This is a genomic window from Cupriavidus sp. KK10, assembly GCF_018223725.1.
GTDB lineage: Bacteria > Pseudomonadota > Gammaproteobacteria > Burkholderiales > Burkholderiaceae > Cupriavidus > Cupriavidus necator.
Window position 1 is genome coordinate 146,470 of record NZ_CP073678.1, and the last position, 16,136, is coordinate 162,605.

General features: G+C 64.1%; 13 protein-coding genes and 1 pseudogene. 8 read left to right on the forward strand and 6 right to left on the reverse strand.

Annotated features, from left to right (window positions below; genetic code table 11):
• The first annotated feature begins 393 nt into the window (after positions 1-393).
• The 7 genes from KB879_RS31875 (at position 394) to KB879_RS31905 (ending at position 8,884) form a co-directional block, all read left to right on the forward strand.
• Entirely contained in the window at positions 394-1,269 is an 876-nt protein-coding gene (locus tag KB879_RS31875; RefSeq protein WP_211983423.1) for a site-specific integrase, read from the forward strand.
• A 22-nt stretch (positions 1,270-1,291) separates the two neighbouring features.
• On the forward strand, positions 1,292-2,461 hold the full coding sequence (locus KB879_RS31880; protein WP_211983425.1) for an IS91 family transposase: 1,170 nt from the start codon (positions 1,292-1,294) through the stop codon (positions 2,459-2,461).
• A gap of 838 nt (positions 2,462-3,299) precedes the next feature.
• Positions 3,300-4,136 (forward strand): phytanoyl-CoA dioxygenase family protein, encoded by an 837-nt coding sequence (locus KB879_RS31885; RefSeq protein ID WP_211983427.1) that lies wholly within the window; start codon positions 3,300-3,302, stop codon positions 4,134-4,136.
• 25 nt (positions 4,137-4,161) lie between these two features.
• Positions 4,162-4,569, forward strand: coding sequence for a RidA family protein (locus KB879_RS31890; RefSeq protein ID WP_211983429.1), 408 nt, complete (start codon positions 4,162-4,164; stop codon positions 4,567-4,569).
• A 92-nt stretch (positions 4,570-4,661) separates the two neighbouring features.
• Positions 4,662-6,095 carry an MFS transporter gene (locus KB879_RS31895; protein ID WP_211983432.1) on the forward strand — a complete coding sequence of 478 codons (1,434 nt, stop codon included), beginning with the start codon at positions 4,662-4,664 and terminating at the stop codon, positions 6,093-6,095.
• Between the two features lie 38 nt (positions 6,096-6,133).
• Positions 6,134-7,495 (forward strand): FAD-binding oxidoreductase, encoded by a 1,362-nt coding sequence (locus KB879_RS31900; protein WP_211983434.1) that lies wholly within the window; start codon positions 6,134-6,136, stop codon positions 7,493-7,495.
• Between the two features lie 84 nt (positions 7,496-7,579).
• Positions 7,580-8,884, forward strand: coding sequence for an NAD(P)/FAD-dependent oxidoreductase (locus KB879_RS31905; RefSeq protein WP_211983436.1), 1,305 nt, complete (start codon positions 7,580-7,582; stop codon positions 8,882-8,884).
• Positions 8,885-8,890: 6 nt separating this feature from the next.
• On the opposite strand, the gene KB879_RS31910 is transcribed toward KB879_RS31905, so the two are convergent.
• Positions 8,891-9,550 (reverse strand): TetR/AcrR family transcriptional regulator, encoded by a 660-nt coding sequence (locus KB879_RS31910; protein WP_211983438.1) that lies wholly within the window; start codon positions 9,548-9,550, stop codon positions 8,891-8,893.
• 370 nt (positions 9,551-9,920) lie between these two features.
• On the opposite strand from KB879_RS31910, the gene KB879_RS31915 reads away from it, so the two are divergent.
• Complete coding sequence (locus tag KB879_RS31915) at positions 9,921-11,135, forward strand: porin (protein ID WP_211983440.1); 1,215 nt, start codon at positions 9,921-9,923, stop codon at positions 11,133-11,135.
• Positions 11,136-11,245: 110 nt separating this feature from the next.
• On the opposite strand, the gene KB879_RS31920 is transcribed toward KB879_RS31915, so the two are convergent.
• The 5 genes and pseudogenes from KB879_RS31920 to KB879_RS31940 all read right to left on the reverse strand — a co-directional run bounded on the left by KB879_RS31920 (position 11,246) and on the right by KB879_RS31940 (position 16,118).
• Entirely contained in the window at positions 11,246-12,172 is a 927-nt protein-coding gene (locus tag KB879_RS31920) for an MBL fold metallo-hydrolase (protein ID WP_211983442.1), read from the reverse strand.
• 199 nt (positions 12,173-12,371) lie between these two features.
• Positions 12,372-13,850: an NAD(P)(+) transhydrogenase (Re/Si-specific) subunit beta gene (locus KB879_RS31925; RefSeq protein WP_211983444.1), complete on the reverse strand. Its 1,479-nt coding sequence runs from the start codon at positions 13,848-13,850 to the stop codon at positions 12,372-12,374.
• The gene (locus KB879_RS31930) at positions 13,850-14,191 is read right to left on the reverse strand and encodes an NAD(P) transhydrogenase subunit alpha (protein ID WP_211983446.1); all 342 of its coding nucleotides are present in this window, start codon (positions 14,189-14,191) and stop codon (positions 13,850-13,852) included. The genes KB879_RS31925 and KB879_RS31930 overlap by 1 nt, the downstream gene beginning before the upstream one ends.
• A 14-nt stretch (positions 14,192-14,205) precedes the next feature.
• A complete protein-coding gene (locus tag KB879_RS31935; protein WP_211983448.1) occupies positions 14,206-15,321 on the reverse strand; it encodes a Re/Si-specific NAD(P)(+) transhydrogenase subunit alpha in 1,116 nt (371 codons plus the stop codon).
• Positions 15,322-15,337: 16 nt separating this feature from the next.
• Positions 15,338-16,118: pseudogene (locus tag KB879_RS31940) on the reverse strand (SDR family NAD(P)-dependent oxidoreductase).
• Positions 16,119-16,136: the final 18 nt, after the last annotated feature.

Below are 16,136 nucleotides of genomic sequence, written 5' to 3' on the forward strand. Positions count from 1 at the left end.
GCAACGCGCAAAAATTGTGAAGACACGCACTCCATCCTGGCTTGAACTGCCATCGCGGTGCAACGGACCGATGCGGCCCGCAGGATTCGTTTTGGTGCAGCGCACCAACCGCTGTTGTAGAGTGGTTACACGAAGCGCCGCCAGCGTGGCGGCCCGCGCGACCCTGGCCCGCGTGTTCGCCCCTACCGGGAATAATCCGCCACTACAGTAGTCAAGCGAACCTCTGGCGATAGCGCAGCCGTGGCCCGGTGGGCCGATGTCAGAGACCGGCCAGTGGACTAAACCGCTCCCGCGGTAACCCTCCGGCCAAGCGCAAAGTGACTGAACCGCCAGCGCTGTTTCCTATGTTGAGGACCGAGGCAACTCGCCTCGAGCCTCGACAGGAGCACAGCCATGTCAGTCGCGACGCCTACCATCAGCCCGCTACGCCAGCGCATGATCGAAGACATGCGGATGCGCAAGCTCTCAGACAAGACCCAGTCCCACTATATCCGCGCCGTGCGTCAGTTCGCGGTCTTTCTCGGCCGCTCGCCGGACACGGCCAGCACCGAGGATCTGCGGCGCTACCAACTCCATCTGGTCGATCACGGCATTTCTCCGGTTTCGCTCAATGCAGCGATCACCGGATTGAAGTTCTTCTTCGAGGTGACTCTCAGCGATGCCAACCGGATGGCCAAGATGCGCCCGGTGCGAGTGCCACGCGTCCTGCCAGTGGTGCTCAGCCCCGATGAAGTCGCCCGACTGCTGGCTGCCGCCAGCAACCTGAAGCACCAGACCGCGCTCGCGGTCGCCTATGGCGCAGGCCTGCGCGCCAGCGAAGTGGTGGCGTTAAAGGTCAGCGATATCGACAGTGAGCGGATGACCCTGCGGATCGATCAAGGCAAGGGCCGCAGGGACCGCTACGCCATGCTCTCGCCGGTCCTGCTCGAACGACTACGCGTCTGGTGGCGCGTGGCCCACGCTCAGGGCAAGATGCTCGATGGTGGCTGGCTGTTTCCGGGCCTCAACCCGATCGAGCCGCTCAGCACCCGGCAACTCAATCGCGCCATCCATGCCGCCGCCCTGGATGCACAGATTGACAAGCGCGTGTCCATGCATACGCTGCGACACAGTTTCGCCACTCACCTGCTGGAACAGAAGGTCGATATCCGCGTGATTCAGGCACTGCTTGGGCATAAGAAGCTTGAGACCACAGCGCTGTATGCCCAAGTCGCGACCGACCTGCTGCGCGAGGTGATCAGCCCGCTCGAGAACCTGCGTTCCGACTAGGCATACTGCCACCGAGCCTATTGTGCTCGAGGTCGCGGACATCTTCCGCCTCCACGGGCCGGCCTGGCGACAGACTGCACACCTGAGCCTAGGTCAGTTGCAAGTCATGTCGGCCATTGAACAGTGTCGCACCGCGGCACTGGGTGGGCATGTGCTGCGCTGTTCCGGCTGCACAAAGCTCGAGATTGCCTACAACTCCTGCCGCAACCGGCATTGCCCCAAGTGTCAGGCCAATGCTGCCCGGCGCTGGCTCGACGCACGCAGCGACGACCTCCTCCCCATTGAGTACTACCACGTCGTGTTCACGCTGCCTGCGCCCATCAGCGCCATCGCCTGGTACAACAAGGCGGTGATCTATGGTCTGTTGTTCGATGTCGCCGCTGATACCCTCCGAACCATCGCCGCTGACCCGAAGCACCTCGGTGCGCAGATTGGCGCCACCCTGGTGCTGCACACCTGGGGATCGGCACTCACACATCATCCGCATGTACATGGCATCGTCCCGGGCGGCGGCCTCTCACCAGATGGCGAGCGCTGGGTGGCCTGCCGCCCAGGTTTCTTCCTGCCAGTCCGCGTGCTCTCCCGTCTGTTCCGGCGGCGCTTCCTTGAGGCACTCCAGACAGCACACACGATGGGGCAACTGCAGTTCTTTGGCGAGTACGCTGCGCTCGCCGACCCGCACGCCTTCGCGCGGTGGTTGGCACCACTACGCGCCACCGAATGGGTCGTCTACGCCAAGCGACCGTTCGCTGGACCGGAAGCTGTGCTCGCCTACCTCTCGCGCTATACCCATCGTGTGGCCATCTCCAACCAACGCCTGGTCGCGCTCGACGAACGTGGCGTGACCTTCCGCTGGAAGGACTACCGCGCCAAGGGACGCACCCGCTACAAGACGATGACGCTGGATGTCGGAGAGTTCATGCGGCGCTTCCTGTTGCACGTGCTGCCTGGCGGCTTCCATCGCATCCGCCACTACGGTCTCCTTGCCAACCCCGTGCGCCGCACGAATCTGGTCAAGGCACGCGAGCTGTTGAACGTCGTGCCGACAGTCACCGCTCCCCCTGACGACACCGATCTCGCTATACGTCCCTCCTTCCTTTGCCGGCACTGTGGCACACCGATGCTCATCGTCGAGGTCATCCCTCGCAGTGTCTGCATCCGCGGACCGCCAACACAGTGGGTTATGCCATGAGCCCGCGCGCCCTCCGTCATCGACCCGCCCGACGGCTCTCCGGAATCCGGAGCCGCAAGCGGACAGTCGCGCTCGCCGTCTCGCGCGACCACGTTGCATGCGCACGGCGCCCTGGCGGTCCCGACCTGTCCGGACCTTCCCCCCATGACGGGCGCCGATCGACGCCTGGCTTACTCCATAAGCCCAGGCGCTACTGACCGCCCGACCCCATCAATCGCCATAGCCCGCATCACGACATCGCTGGGCTCCGCGGTTTCCTCCCTTGAGGTTTGTTCAACGCCTGCCCTCATGCGCCTAGAGTTCAGCAGCCACGGGCAGGCATCAAACAAACCTAAACACTTGCAGCCATTTGCCGAGGTAGCGTTTCGGGACACCCCTACCTTTCCGATGGCCTTAACTGAGCCTTAGTCAACGGGCGTTGCGCCAGTCCCCACACTTTGCACTCCCCACGCTTTTCATGACGGCGGCCATGGGCCGGCGTCGCACAGCACCTTCCACGACCCCGGTGCCCACGGCCCGGTGGGACATTCAACTACCCGATCTGCGACCAGCCCGCCACGCATCGAGGCGGCATGTTGCCACGGCGCACGCCGCGGTATCCGCACGTCCGTCTTTCCCGAGTTGAAGCCATATACCTGGACAACGCCTTCTTGTCCGCGGAGAACCAAGCACGGTCGAACTCTCGTCACGATTACACGGACGGCAAACTCGACGATTCTCCAAGAATCCCGAGGCTCGCACTTTAACACAACGCATGTTGTCTTAAATCGGATTGCGAGTTATTGTTCATGCATCGCGCCGGCCAGCGTCCATCACCGAGGAATGAAGGAGACTTATCATGCTCACCACCCAATCCCAACGAGAGGCGTTTCGCGAGCACGGCGCCGTACTTGTAAAGAACTGCCTCGACCCTGTGCAGCTGGCCCGGTGCTACGAGGCTTTCAAGTGGAACGTCGCCAACCCGGGCCCATATCACTTCCGCTCGCTGGACGGCACCAGCCTGCAGACCCACATCGACAACGCCAATCCGGTGGTTAAGCAGAAGCTTGACGACCTGGTCACGACGCTGCCGTTCGGAAAGGTGTTCCAGGAGTTATGGGGCTCTGAGCATGTCTGGTATTTCGCCGAGGAGGTGTTCGCCAAGGAAGGCGGCAACAGCGGCCGCGGGCCGTGGCATCAGGACACCGCGAACCTGCCGTGGGCCGGCAAGCATTGGGGCAACGCGTGGATTACCTTCCAGGCCATTCCAAAGAAGAATTCGCTGGAGATCATTCGCGGCTCGCACCTCGGCATCCAGTACGACGGGGCCAGTTTCGCGAATGCCGATGACCCGACCGATCCGCTGTACGGCGACGGCACCCTGCCCCGCCTGCCGCATATCGACAAGGAGCTCGCCGAAGACCCCAATTCCTGGGACGTGCTCTCTTGGGAGGTGACCCCTGGCGATGTCGTGTTCCTGCATCCACGTTCGCTTCACGGAGGAGCTGCCGTCGATGCCGCCTGCCCGATCCGGCACACGCTGGTGCTGCGCTTCTTCGGTGACGACGCCACGTTCCGCGCCCTGCCAATGTCGAACCCGCGCTATGCCCGCAACGGGCCGCTCTTCCGGGAAGAAATGGCCAGGCTCAATGAAGGCGAACCGTTCCGCTCGCCTGTCTTCCGCCAACTCGCCTGATATCGCCTTGCATGGAGCAGCCGCCATGAAACGACAAATGATCAATCCCGGCCTCATGCAGGCTAGGCACTACGACCAGCTTCACTTCTCTTCGGCAACCCGTGTCGGCGACATGATCTGGGTGTCCGGCCAGGTGGGCTTCGATCTGGCGACGGCCTCGGTGGGCCAGGGAATGGAAGCGCAGGCCCGGCTGGCGTTCGAAAACCTGAAGGCGGTGCTCGAAGCCGCAGGAGCCAGCCTTGCCGACGTCGTGGAAATCATGACGTTCCACACCGACCTGCGCGGCGAGATACAGGCGTTCGTGAAAGTCAAGGATGAGTACTTCCCCGACCGCTATCCCTCGTGGACAGGCGTGGGCGTAAGCCAGCTGGCACGTCCCGAGTTCCTGGTCGAGATACGCGCGATTGCAGTCGCCGGTTGCGGCGCCGGCTGACAGCCAGAAGCCGCGGCCCGTTTGCACACCAGGGTCGCGGCACGACATCCCTTAGAAAAAAGAACAGCGACAAAGCTGATGGAGACACAAACATGAACCGTCCGAATGCGGTCGTCAGAACGGACAAGCCAGCCAGCATTCTTGCGCGGCTTGACCGCCTGCCGGTAATGGCTTCCCACTACGTCTGGGCCGCGCTGCTCGCGGCCAACCTGATGCTGGAGTATTACGACAACGCCATCTTTGCCTATGCCAGTCCCACGATCAAGGCCCACACCAACCTGAGCACCGAGCAGATCGGCGCCATCAGCAGCGCGTTCTTCATCGGGATGATCATCGGAGCGCTGGTGGGAGGAAGACTGTCTGACCAATGGGGACGACGTTCGGTGCTCGTATGGACCACTGTGCTGTACTCGCTGGGAGCGTTGGCGACGGCATTCGCACCTACCTACGAGACCATACTGGCCTCCCGCGTCATCACAGGTATCGGCGTGCAGGCCGCCACCTCGGTGCTGCTGGTCTATATCGCCGAGATGTTTCCCGGCACGGCACGTGGCCGCTTCGTCTCCATCGTGACGATCGGGTTCGTGGTCTCCGGCATCGGTGCTGCCGCGCTGGCAATGTTCTATCTCCCCCACAGCAGTAGTGAGGCCTGGCGCAACCTGTTCCTGGGCGGCAGCGTCGGCCTGTTGATTGCGCCCCTGGCACGCTTCATCCTGCCGGAATCGGTGCGCTGGTGTGTCTCGCGCGGTCGATTCGATCGCGCCGAAGGCATCGTCAGCGAGTTGGAAGCGCGCGCGCTGCGCCACGGTCCGCTCGACGAACCCGCAATTGCCACCGTTCAGCCGACCGCCGCAGCGCCTACGCTACGCGACCTCTTCAACGACAAGGCCTTGCTGCGAACCATCGCCGTGCTCACGCTCGGCTACTTTGGTGCCAGCCTGGCCTATTACTTGTTCGGCCAATGGGGCGTCTACTCGCTCGTATACAGCCTCAAATACTCCGAGGAGCATGCGTATTACATCCAGTTCCTGTGGAACGTGATCTATGGCGCCACGCCGCTAGTCGCCATGCTGTTTCTCGACCGGTATGAACGCAAGTCCACCATCCTTGTCGTGTCCGTGCTAAGCGCACTGCCGTTGGCGGTGCTCGGCATCTCGGCCACCAGTTGGGCAGTGACCGGGGCAGGCGGACTCGCCGCCATCATCACGGGGCTCGTCGTCAACGCCTACTACACCTACATCCCGGAGACGATACCGACGCAGCTGCGTGCCCTCGGCAGCGGGATCGTGATGTCTGGCGGCCGGTTCGGCGGAGCGGCCGCCGGCGTCCTGGGCGCCGCGCTGTTCTCCGCAAGCGGCATGGCTGGCGTCATGCTGGCAGCGGCAGCCTGCTACATCGTCTTCTCCATCCCCGTCGCGCTGTTCGGCCCGCGCACGACCAACCGCTCGCTGGAAGCCGTTGCCGGCGACGAGCCGGGCGCTGCCAACGGAGCGCGTCCATGCCCGGACACGTCCATGGCCGCCTGACACGGCATTTGCGACAAGCGCGGATTGTTCCCGCCCGCATGGCTCACCAGACAAAGGAAGGCGGCAACGTGACCGAAGACTTCAAGACATATCGAACGCTGGGCGGCTGGATCGAAAGGCCGGCTGACCTGCAGCCATCGCTCGAGGGCCACACCAACGCCGATGTGGTCATCGTCGGCGCCGGCTTCGCCGGGCTATGCGCGGCGCTGGAGCTCGCCCGGCAGTGCGTGAAGGTGGTCGTGCTCGAACGCGAGTTCTGTGGCCATGGAGCGAGCAGCCGCAACGCGGGCTATCTCGCCGGCGGGCAGGGACTAAAGTACGACCGCTTCCTCAAGCGCGCGGGCCACGAAAAGGCGAAGCAGATCGTACGCTTCTACGAAGACGGGGTCCGCTTCGCCGAAGGCAAGTTCGCGGAGCATGGGATCGACTGCGACTACCACCGGTCGGGATTGATCCGTGCCGGCATCGAGCCGTCGCAGGAAGCCAGGGCGCGCGAGGATATGCGGATCGGCGCCGAACTCGGATGCCCATCGGAATACCTGGACCAGGCCGAGATGCGCGCACGCGGCATCCCGCCAGCGTTCCTGTTTGGCAGTTACGTGCCGACCGGCGGCACGCTCGATCCCGGCAAGTACGTCCTGGGACTGCGGCGCGCGGCCCTGCGGGCAGGCGTGACGATCCACGAAAACACGCCGTTGCTGTCCTTCACCGAAGGACCAACCGTCAGGGTGCAGACACCTCGCGGCAGCGTCAGTGCGCCGGTGATGATCCTGGCCACCAACGCCTATACGCCCCAGCTCGGCCCGCTTGCGGACAAGGTGGTGCCGTTGCGGCTTTCGGCCATGGAGACCGAACCGCTTTCCCCTGTACAGCTGGCGGCGCTTGGATGGCACCGCCGCGAAGGCATCACAACCATGCACTGGGTCATGGAGAGCCATCGCCTGACGGCGCGCAACACGCTGGTCTTGACCACCAAGCGCCTGCGCTACCCGTTCGGCTCGCGGACGCCCGAAGTGGCCGAGCACGACCAGTATCGAGCCCTGCGGATGGCACTGCATGACCGCTTCCCGCCCTTGAGGGGCATCGCCATCCGGCGCTGCTGGAGCGGCTACATCAGCTATGCCGACGATGGCCTGCCGGTGATCGGCCGCACAGGAGCAGACAGGAACATTTACTACGCGGCGGGATGTTCCGGCCACGGCGTCGGCACACAGGGCATGGTCGGACACATGCTGGCGCAAGACATCCAGGGTATCGGCAACCCGCTGCTTGCCATGCTGATGCAACACGCGCCGCCCGCGACGCTGCCGGAACCCCTGCGCTGGCTCGCCCTCAACGGCGCCCTGAAGGTCGCAAGCGGTCTCGATGAACGTTCGAACCGCAAGGCGCGCCGCGCATGAGGCAGCGTGAGAGGCGGCCTCGCAATTGCCGGGAGCCATCCTTTCCCGCCCACGCATCACCTGAAACTCAATACGGAAATTCCCATGACAGATCTGTACGATGTGGCCGTGATCGGCGCTGGCTTCGCAGGCGTGACCGCTGCGCGGGACCTCAGCATGGCAGGCCATTCGGTGCTGCTGCTCGAAGCGCGTGACCGGATTGGCGGGCGCACCTGGTGGGGCAAGGCGCTTGGCCTGGACCTCGATCTGGGCGGCACCTACGTGCACTGGACGCAGGCGCATGCGTGGCGGGAACTCAAGCGCTATGGCATCGGCCTGGCGACACCAATGCCGGTGACCAGGGCCTATTGGTACGCCGACGGCGTGGTACACGCCGGGACATGGGAACAGCTCAACCAACTGGCCACGCCGCTGGTCGCCCGCTTCTTTGCCGATGCGCGGATGCACTTTCCCCAGGTGGATGACCTGGCAGCCGCCGACGTCGGCACGATCGACAGGCAAACCATCGGCGACCGGCTTGACGCGCTTGAACTCTCGGCGCACGACCGCGACGTGCTGGTCAACGCGATGTCCATCCTGGTTTGCTCCGAACGCGAGCAAGGGCTTGCGCAGCTGCTGTTCTGGTGCGCGATCTGCTTCGGCAACTGGAGCGCGTTCAAGGAAATCGCCGGGCACTGGCCGATCGAGGGCGGCACCGGTCGCCTGATTGGCGCCATGAGCGCCGAATCGAAAGCCGAACTGCGCCTCTCGACGCCAGTGGCCGCTGTCGATGACAACGGGCACGAGGTCATTGTGACCACTCGCGATGGACAGCGTATCCGTTCCCGGCGCGCCGTGGTGGCATTGCCGCTGAACATGCTGAGCGAGTTTTCCGTCACGCCTGCGCTGCCGCGCCCCGTGCGCGCCATGATCGAGCAAAGAAACCCGATCATGCCCACCAAGATCTGGGTACGGGTCAGGGGCGAGATCGAGCCCTTCGTGATCTATGCACCGGCGGGCAAGCATCCCATCAACACCGCCCATGCCGAGCGGCGCGACCATGGCGATACGCTGGTGGTGTGCTTCTGTTCCGACAGCTCGGCGCTGGACGGCAATGACCGCGAGGCAGTACAGCAGGCGCTGCGGGACTTCATTCCGGACATCGAAGTGTTGGACACCGTCTGCCAGGACTGGGCGAACGACCCGTTCTCCAAAGGCGGATGGATGCATCACCGCCCCGGCAATCTGACGCAGGCCGCGCCCCTGATGCGGCAGAGCCACGGCCGCATCCATTTCGCGGGCGCGGACATAGCGCCCATCGGGGTCGGCGGCATCGACGGCGCCATCGAGACCGGCGCCAAAGCCGCTATTGACGTCGCTCGCGCCCTGCGTGGCGAGCACCGGTTGTGATCCGTGCTACGCGCGCGCCGCCCGTCCGCCAGGCTTCCGCTCGCCCGGCACGGGCGCCACCAGCACCGCCAGGGCATCAATGAGCGCCCGCATTCGCTTGGGCGTGAAGCGCTTGGGTTCGATCGGGTACATCATCATCCATCCATCCCCCATGGCAACGAGCTGGTCGGTGAGGATGTCCGCCGGAATATCGTTGCGGACCGTCCCCCGTTCCTGCGCGTCCTTGACAATGGCGGTGAGCAGGCGACGATAGCGAGCGTAGCGCCTGGTAATGACTTCCGCAAACGCAGGCTCGTGTCGTCCCTGCGCCAGCAATTCCGATGTCGCCGGCCAGAACCTGGTGCTGCGGTCGGTCAGCCTGATCCAGCTTTCGAACGGGGCGAGGATGTCACCGCTTTCCCGGGCCGACTCCAGCATCCCGTCGAAACGGTCGAATGCGCTTTCCATCAGCGCCACGACCAGCTCTTCCTTGTTGGCGAAGTAATAGGTCACCGCGCCGGTGGTGTAGCCCGCATGCTTCGCAACCTTGCGCAACGATGCGTTGGCATAGCCCTCCTGTGCGATCACCGTCGATGCCGCGCGCAGCAACTCCTTGCGCTTCGCTTCGCGATCGCCGACCGGACGACCCCGGGTTGAGACCTGCTCGATATCGTCGTCGCTTTCCATTGTCTTGTTCTGTCTCTTGAGCATTTCGATCACCAGCTGCCGGCCTGGTTAGCCGCCAGATGCGTGATTTTACAGAATCATCGTTATGTTCTGATTCCATGTGGTCCTCTCCCGCTAGCTCCGCTCGGGCAAGGCCTATGCGCAGTCTGTTCCACCCAGGTAGTGCGCCGGCGTTCGCACGCCCCCACGTAGCCACACCTGTGCCAGCTCAGGGCGCCGCCCAAGCAGGGAATACCCGGCCTTTTTATTTAACATTACGATCGTTATGCTAATTCACGATTTGCGCGAATCGCCGACAGGTTTCAGGACGAGTGCGCGGCCGATGCGCTGCATGCGGCCGCCAGGCAACTGACAAACAAGGAGATCGTTGATGGATGCATTCAGGCGCTATGCCTCTGACAAGGATGGGGCTGTGGTCACGGCGGTGCCGTGCAAGCTGGCACGCGACTGGGGCAAGACGCCTGTTGTCGCACTGGCAGCTTTTGGTGTCTTCGCAGGCGCGGCGCACGCCCAGTCGTCCGTCACGTTGTACGGTACGCTCGATACCAATCTGGAATTCGACACCAACTTCAAGAGCGCCGGCAGCGGCTCGGCCCATCGATACGCGCTGAACGGGGAAGGTCTCTCGGGTTCGCGTTGGGGCCTGCGCGGCGTGGAAGACCTCGGCAACGGACTGAGCAGCGTCTTCGTGCTGGAAAGCGGCATCGGCGCAGACGATGGCACCCTGCAGCAAGGCGGTCGCCTGTTTGGCCGGCAGGCGTTTGTCGGCCTGCAGAGCGCCACCTACGGCAAGATCACCTTCGGTCGCCAATACACCTCGATGCTGGAGGCACTGGCCAACTTCTCGCCAGCGGCGATGTCGAGCCTGTATGAGCCCGTGATCGCCCAGATCGGACCGGTGTACCGCGAGGACAACACCGTCAAATATTCGGGCACCTTCGGTCCGGTCAGCGTCGGGGCACACTGGAGCTTTGGCACCGGCGGCAGCAGCGGCACCGTGGACCTGAGTCGCCTGGGTGGCTCGGGCGAGGTTCCCGGCCAGTTTCGCCGCGATACCGGCTTTGGCGCCCGGGCCTCCTATGCGGCGGGGCCGTTCAGTGCCACCGTCACCTACGACCAGGTGAATCCGAGCATCATCGGCAATGGCGGTTTCGCCGGTACCGGCACATTCAAGAAGGCCGCCGCAGCAGCCAGCTACGCCGTCGGTCCAGCGATCTTCATGACTGGATACCGCTGGGGCATGTCGACTGCGCCGGGGCACACACTGACGCGCGACAACTTGTACTGGGCCGGCGTCTACTACGAGATGACGTCTGCGCTGAGCCTGACGCTGGACTACTACTACCAGACGTTCCGGTCCTCGACCTTGCCGGCGCTAAGGCCTGCCGGCAATCCGAGACAGTGGATGCTCATCGCCGACTACCGCCTTTCCAAGCGTACGGACCTGTACCTGACCACCGCTTACGCAAAGAATGCCGGCCTGTGCCTGGACACCGCGTCCATTGCGTTCAACAACGGCTATCAGCCCGCTGCCGGCAAGGACAGCATGTTCGGCGTCGCGCTGGGCATCCGCCACAACTTCTGACCGCGACGGCAATCGTCAAACTGATGCAATCCCGATGCGGGCAGCTTCAGTGATCCGCATCGGGAGATGATGCAAGGGCGGCCACTACCGAAGTGGTCCCCCCGGGTATCTCATCCCACCCGGTAGACGCCTTCTTCGTTCACCTCGACCCGCCCGTCCGCCAGCAGTTCTGCCAGATGCCGGGAAATCGTACGGGTCTCGGCATCGACTACCCATGAGCCTTGAAAGCCCGGCGGATACAGCAGCCGCAGGTCGACCAGCTGTGCCAGTGTCTTTGGCGATTCGCGCAGCAAGGCCAGCAGGCGCTGTTCGCGTTGGTCCAGCTTGGCCGCATAGGCAGCGAGATCGCGCAGGAAGTGCTCACGATCGGTATAGACGCCCCGATGATGGGACGTAACCCAAACCTTGGCCGGAACCTCAGGCAACCGTGCCAGGCTACGACGGAAGTCCCCCAGGCTGGACCCTGCATCGCCATAGTAGGGTCCGAATCCGGTCAGGTCGATATCGCCCGTGAAAGCCACCCCCTCCGGTTCCACCAGGAGAACGGTATGGCCCGCGGTGTGCCCTGGCAGGTGGAAAGCCCGAATTCCGGTCTGCCCCAGATCCCAGCACGCACCGTCCACGTAGCCTTGCGCGTCGGGCCGCGGCGCATAGAAGAATTCACGCTGAAACCTGAGCAGGGTCTCCGATGCATACGCCGCATTACCGAAAGCGGCAACCATGCCATCCCAGCTCCTCGCCGCCGGCAAATCGCCTTCGTGCACATGGACCGATGCATCCGGCAGGCGATGCAACCCAGCCATATGGTCCTCATGCACATGGCCCATCACCACCAGCTCGGTGGCGTCAAACTCGGGACCGATGTAGTTCGCGACAAGCGGCGTGTCGAAAGCCGCTCGGGTCTCGGACCCCCTTATCAATACCTGGTTGCCGTCGGGATACTTGCCGCTCTTCTCGCCAAAGAAGACCGACACGCGTCCGAAATCCACGCGCTGGATATGTCGCTTCGTGCCTGAATTGCAGAACGCTGTGCTCATGTCGATCATCCTTGCCTAGGCAGTCTTGGCGATCTGCCGCAGCCGGAGCGTCCCGGTAGCGATCAGGTCAGGCTGCGCAGTTCTGTTCTCTGTCTATTTATAATAACATCAGTCATCAAAATAAAAGATGCCTGCAAACGCGGCACAGGCAGAACGGGATGTCGTTATGGACGCAGACGCCTTCACGCGTGCATCAGGGTTATGCTTCGACCGCCTTGAACATGTCCTCGACCACCTTCTTGGCGTCGCCGAACACCATCATGGTCTTGTCCATGTAGAAAAGCTCGTTGTCCAGCCCGGCATAGCCGGCGGCCATCGAACGCTTGTTGACGATGATGGTCTTGGCCTTGTAAGCCTCCAGGATCGGCATGCCCGCGATCGGCGACTTGGGGTCGGTCTTGGCCGCCGGGTTGACCACGTCGTTGGCGCCTAGCACCAGCACCACGTCGGCCTGGCCGAACTCGCTATTGATGTCTTCCATCTCGAAGACCTGGTCGTAGGGCACCTCGGCCTCGGCCAGCAGCACGTTCATGTGGCCCGGCATCCGGCCCGCCACCGGGTGGATCGCGTACTTGACGGTCACGCCCCTCTCGGACAGCTTCTCGGTCAGCTCCTTCAGGGCGTGCTGGGCGCGTGCCACCGCCAGGCCGTAGCCGGGCACGATGATCACGGTCTCGGCGTTGCCCATCAGGAAGGCGGCGTCGTCCGCAGAGCCCGACTTGACGTTGCGCTGCGCCTGCGCGCCGGCGGCCGCGCCAGCCGATGCATCGCCGCCGAAGCCGCCCAGGATCACGTTGAAGAACGAGCGGTTCATCGCCTTGCACATGATGTACGAGAGGATTGCACCGCTGGATCCCACCAGCGAGCCGGCGATGATCAGCATCGGGTTGTTCAGCGAAAAGCCGATGCCCGCCGCCGCCCAGCCCGAGTACGAGTTCAGCATCGACACCACCACCGGCATGTCGGCGCCGCCGATCGGGATGATGATCAGCACGCCCAGCACGAAGGCGATCGCCAGCATCACCAGGAACGGCAGCCATTCCTGCGTCATGAAGAAGGCGATGCCGAAGCCGACCATGGCCACCGCCAGCGCCAGGTTCAGCATGTGCTGGCCGGCAAACACCACCGGCGCGCCCTGGAACAGGCGGAACTTGTAGCGCCCGGCCAGCTTGCCGAAGGCGATCACGGAACCGGAGAACGTGATCGCGCCGACGAAGCAGCCGATAAAGAGCTCGATGCGGTTGCCCAGCGGGATCAGGTGCGAGCCGGCCGGGCTGATGCCGAACGCCGCCGGCTCGGCCACCGCCGCCACCGCGATGAACACCGCGGCCAGGCCGATCAGCGAGTGCATCGCGGCGACCAGTTCCGGCATCTTGGTCATCTGCACCTTGCGCGCGACGTAGGCGCCGATGCCGCCGCCCACCACCAGCGCGGCAAAGATCAGCGCCAGCCCCGTGCCCACCGACGACTGGGCCGTGCCCGCCGCGAGGAATTCATTCTTCAGCTTGATGATCAGCACCAGCGTGGTGACCACCGCAATGGCCATGCCGATCATGCCGAAGGCATTGCCCTTGCGCGCCGAGGCCGGGTGCGACAGCCCCTTGAGCGCCTGGATAAAGCAAACCGAGGCCACCAGGTAGAGCAGGGTGACGAGGTTCATGCTGACAAGGCCCGCCATCACGCGCCCTCCTTGGCCAGTGCCGGCTTGGCCTCGGGCGCCTTGGCCTTCGGTTCCTTCTTCTTGAACATCTCCAGCATGCGCTGGGTCACCAGGAAGCCGCCGAACACGTTGACCGTCGCCAATGCCACCGCCAGCGTGCCCATCACGCGCCCGACGCCGCCTTCAGTCAGGCCCGCCGCGAGCATGGCGCCGACGATGATGATGGCCGAGATCGCGTTGGTTACCGCCATCAGGGGCGTATGCAGGGCCGGCGTGACCGTCCAGACCACGTGGTAACCCACGTAGATCGCCAGCACGAAGATGATCAGGTTGATCACCGTGTGGTTCACCATTTCCATGATTGTTCTCCTGATCAGGCCACTGCCTGTTCTTCCCGCCGCGTCATCAGACAGGCGGCGACGATGTCGTCTTCCTTGTTGATCACAAGCTGGCCGTCCTTGTCGATGATCAGCTTGAGGAAGTCCAGCACGTTGCGGGCGTAGAGCGCCGAGGCGTCGGCCGCCACCATTCTGGCCAGGTTGGTATGTCCGATCAGGATCACGCCGTTGTGGTTGACCACCTGGTCGGCCATCGTCAGTGGGCAGTTGCCGCCCTGCGCGGCGGCCAGGTCCACCACCACCGAGCCCGGCTTCATCTGCGCCACGGTGGCTTCCTGCAGCAGCACCGGCGCCTTGCGGCCCGGGATCAGCGCGGTGGTGATGACGATGTCGGCCTGGAGCGCGCGCTGGTGCACCAGCTCGGCCTGGCGTTTCATCCAGTCCGGCGGCATCGGGCGCGCGTAGCCGCCCACGCCCTGCGCGATCTCGCGCTCTTCGTCGGTCAGGAACGGCACGTCCACGAACTTGGCGCCGAGCGATTCGATCTGTTCCTTGACCGCGGGGCGCACGTCCGAGGCTTCGATCACCGCGCCCAGGCGCTTGGCGGTGGCGATGGCCTGCAGGCCGGCCACACCCGCGCCGAGGATCAGCACGCGCGCGGCCTTGACGGTGCCGGCGGCGGTCATCAGCATTGGCATGAAGCGCTGGTAGTGGTGCGCGGCCACCAGCACGGCCTTGTAGCCGGCGATATTGGCCTGCGACGACAGCACGTCCATGCTCTGCGCGCGCGTGGTGCGCGGCGCGGCTTCGAGCGCGAAGGCGGTGATGTTGGCGGCCGACATGCGCGCGTTGTTCTCGGCATCGAAGGGATTGAGCATGCCCACCAGCACCGCGCCGGGCTTCATCTGCGCCAGCTCGGCGGCATCGGGCGCGCGCACCTTCAGCACCAGTTGCGCGCCGAGCGCGTCGGCGGCGCTGCCGATGGTGGCGCCGACCGCCTCATACGCGCCGTCGGGCTGGCTGGCGTTCAGGCCGGCACCGGCCTGCACCACCACCTTGTGGCCCTGGGCGACGTACTTCTTGACGGTCTCCGGGGTGGCGGCGACGCGAGTCTCGCCGCGGAGTGTTTCCCGTGGAATACCAATTTGCATATTCGATTCCCTTGTGTCAGGCCAGCGTCAGCCCGCCGTCGACAAGCAGCGTCTCACCAACCATGTAGGAGGCCAACGGCGAGGCCAGGAAAAACGGCGACTCCGGCGATCTCGTGTGGCAAGCCCATGCGGCCCAGGGGCACGCGCGAAAGCGTTGCATCGAGCCGCGCCGGCGAAGCCGTGGTGACCTTGGTGAGCTTGGTATCGACCAGTCCCGGGGCAATGCCGTTGACGCGAATACCTTCGGCTGCCCAGGCTTCGCCCAGCGTGCGGGTCAGACCCACCACGCCTGACTTGGATGCGGCGTAGGCCGGGTTTCCGCGCACGGACCGGAAGCCCGCAATCGAGCTCAGCGTAACCAGGGAACCCTGGCTCTCGCGGAGCATTGGCCGGAACTTGACCGCGCACGCCATCACGCTGGACAGGTTAACGCTCAGGACCCGGTCAAAGGCTTCCATTTCGAACTCGGCCCGCTTGTACAGAATGGTGCCCTGTGACAGCACCAGCGCATCCAGGCGCTGGAAGGCAGGCTGCACGGCGTGGATGGCGGCCTGGTCGGAGACATCTACCTGCGCATAATGCAAACCGGAGAGATCAGAGCCGTCGTCGGCGCTGTAGTCCGCCGCGCGGGCACGCGTGCCCCATGCGTGGACCTCTGCGCCGAGTTGCCGGAATGCCTGGGCAATGCCGTTGCCGATGCCGCTGGAGCCTCCCACCACCAGCACCGTCTTGCCGGTGAAGTCCAGGAATCCGGCAAGGCTGGGCTGCGCGATAGGGGTCGGTGTTGAATTCGCCATGATGCTGTGATGTTGGAA

Bases quoted from the DNA above. Each gene is read 5' to 3' on its own strand.
- KB879_RS31875 (WP_211983423.1), top strand. From the start codon at position 394: ATGTCAGTCGCGACGCCTACCATCAGCCCGCTACGCCAGCGCATGATC.
- KB879_RS31885 (WP_211983427.1), top strand. From the start codon at position 3,300: ATGCTCACCACCCAATCCCAACGAGAGGCGTTTCGCGAGCACGGCGCC.
- KB879_RS31890 (WP_211983429.1), top strand. From the start codon at position 4,162: ATGAAACGACAAATGATCAATCCCGGCCTCATGCAGGCTAGGCACTAC.
- KB879_RS31895 (WP_211983432.1), top strand. From the start codon at position 4,662: ATGAACCGTCCGAATGCGGTCGTCAGAACGGACAAGCCAGCCAGCATT.
- KB879_RS31900 (WP_211983434.1), top strand. From the start codon at position 6,134: ATGGCTCACCAGACAAAGGAAGGCGGCAACGTGACCGAAGACTTCAAG.
- KB879_RS31905 (WP_211983436.1), top strand. From the start codon at position 7,580: ATGACAGATCTGTACGATGTGGCCGTGATCGGCGCTGGCTTCGCAGGC.
- KB879_RS31910 (WP_211983438.1), bottom strand. From the start codon at position 9,550: ATGGAAAGCGACGACGATATCGAGCAGGTCTCAACCCGGGGTCGTCCG.
- KB879_RS31915 (WP_211983440.1), top strand. From the start codon at position 9,921: ATGGATGCATTCAGGCGCTATGCCTCTGACAAGGATGGGGCTGTGGTC.
- KB879_RS31920 (WP_211983442.1), bottom strand. From the start codon at position 12,172: ATGAGCACAGCGTTCTGCAATTCAGGCACGAAGCGACATATCCAGCGC.
- KB879_RS31925 (WP_211983444.1), bottom strand. From the start codon at position 13,850: ATGGCGGGCCTTGTCAGCATGAACCTCGTCACCCTGCTCTACCTGGTG.
- KB879_RS31930 (WP_211983446.1), bottom strand. From the start codon at position 14,191: ATGGAAATGGTGAACCACACGGTGATCAACCTGATCATCTTCGTGCTG.
- KB879_RS31935 (WP_211983448.1), bottom strand. From the start codon at position 15,321: ATGCAAATTGGTATTCCACGGGAAACACTCCGCGGCGAGACTCGCGTC.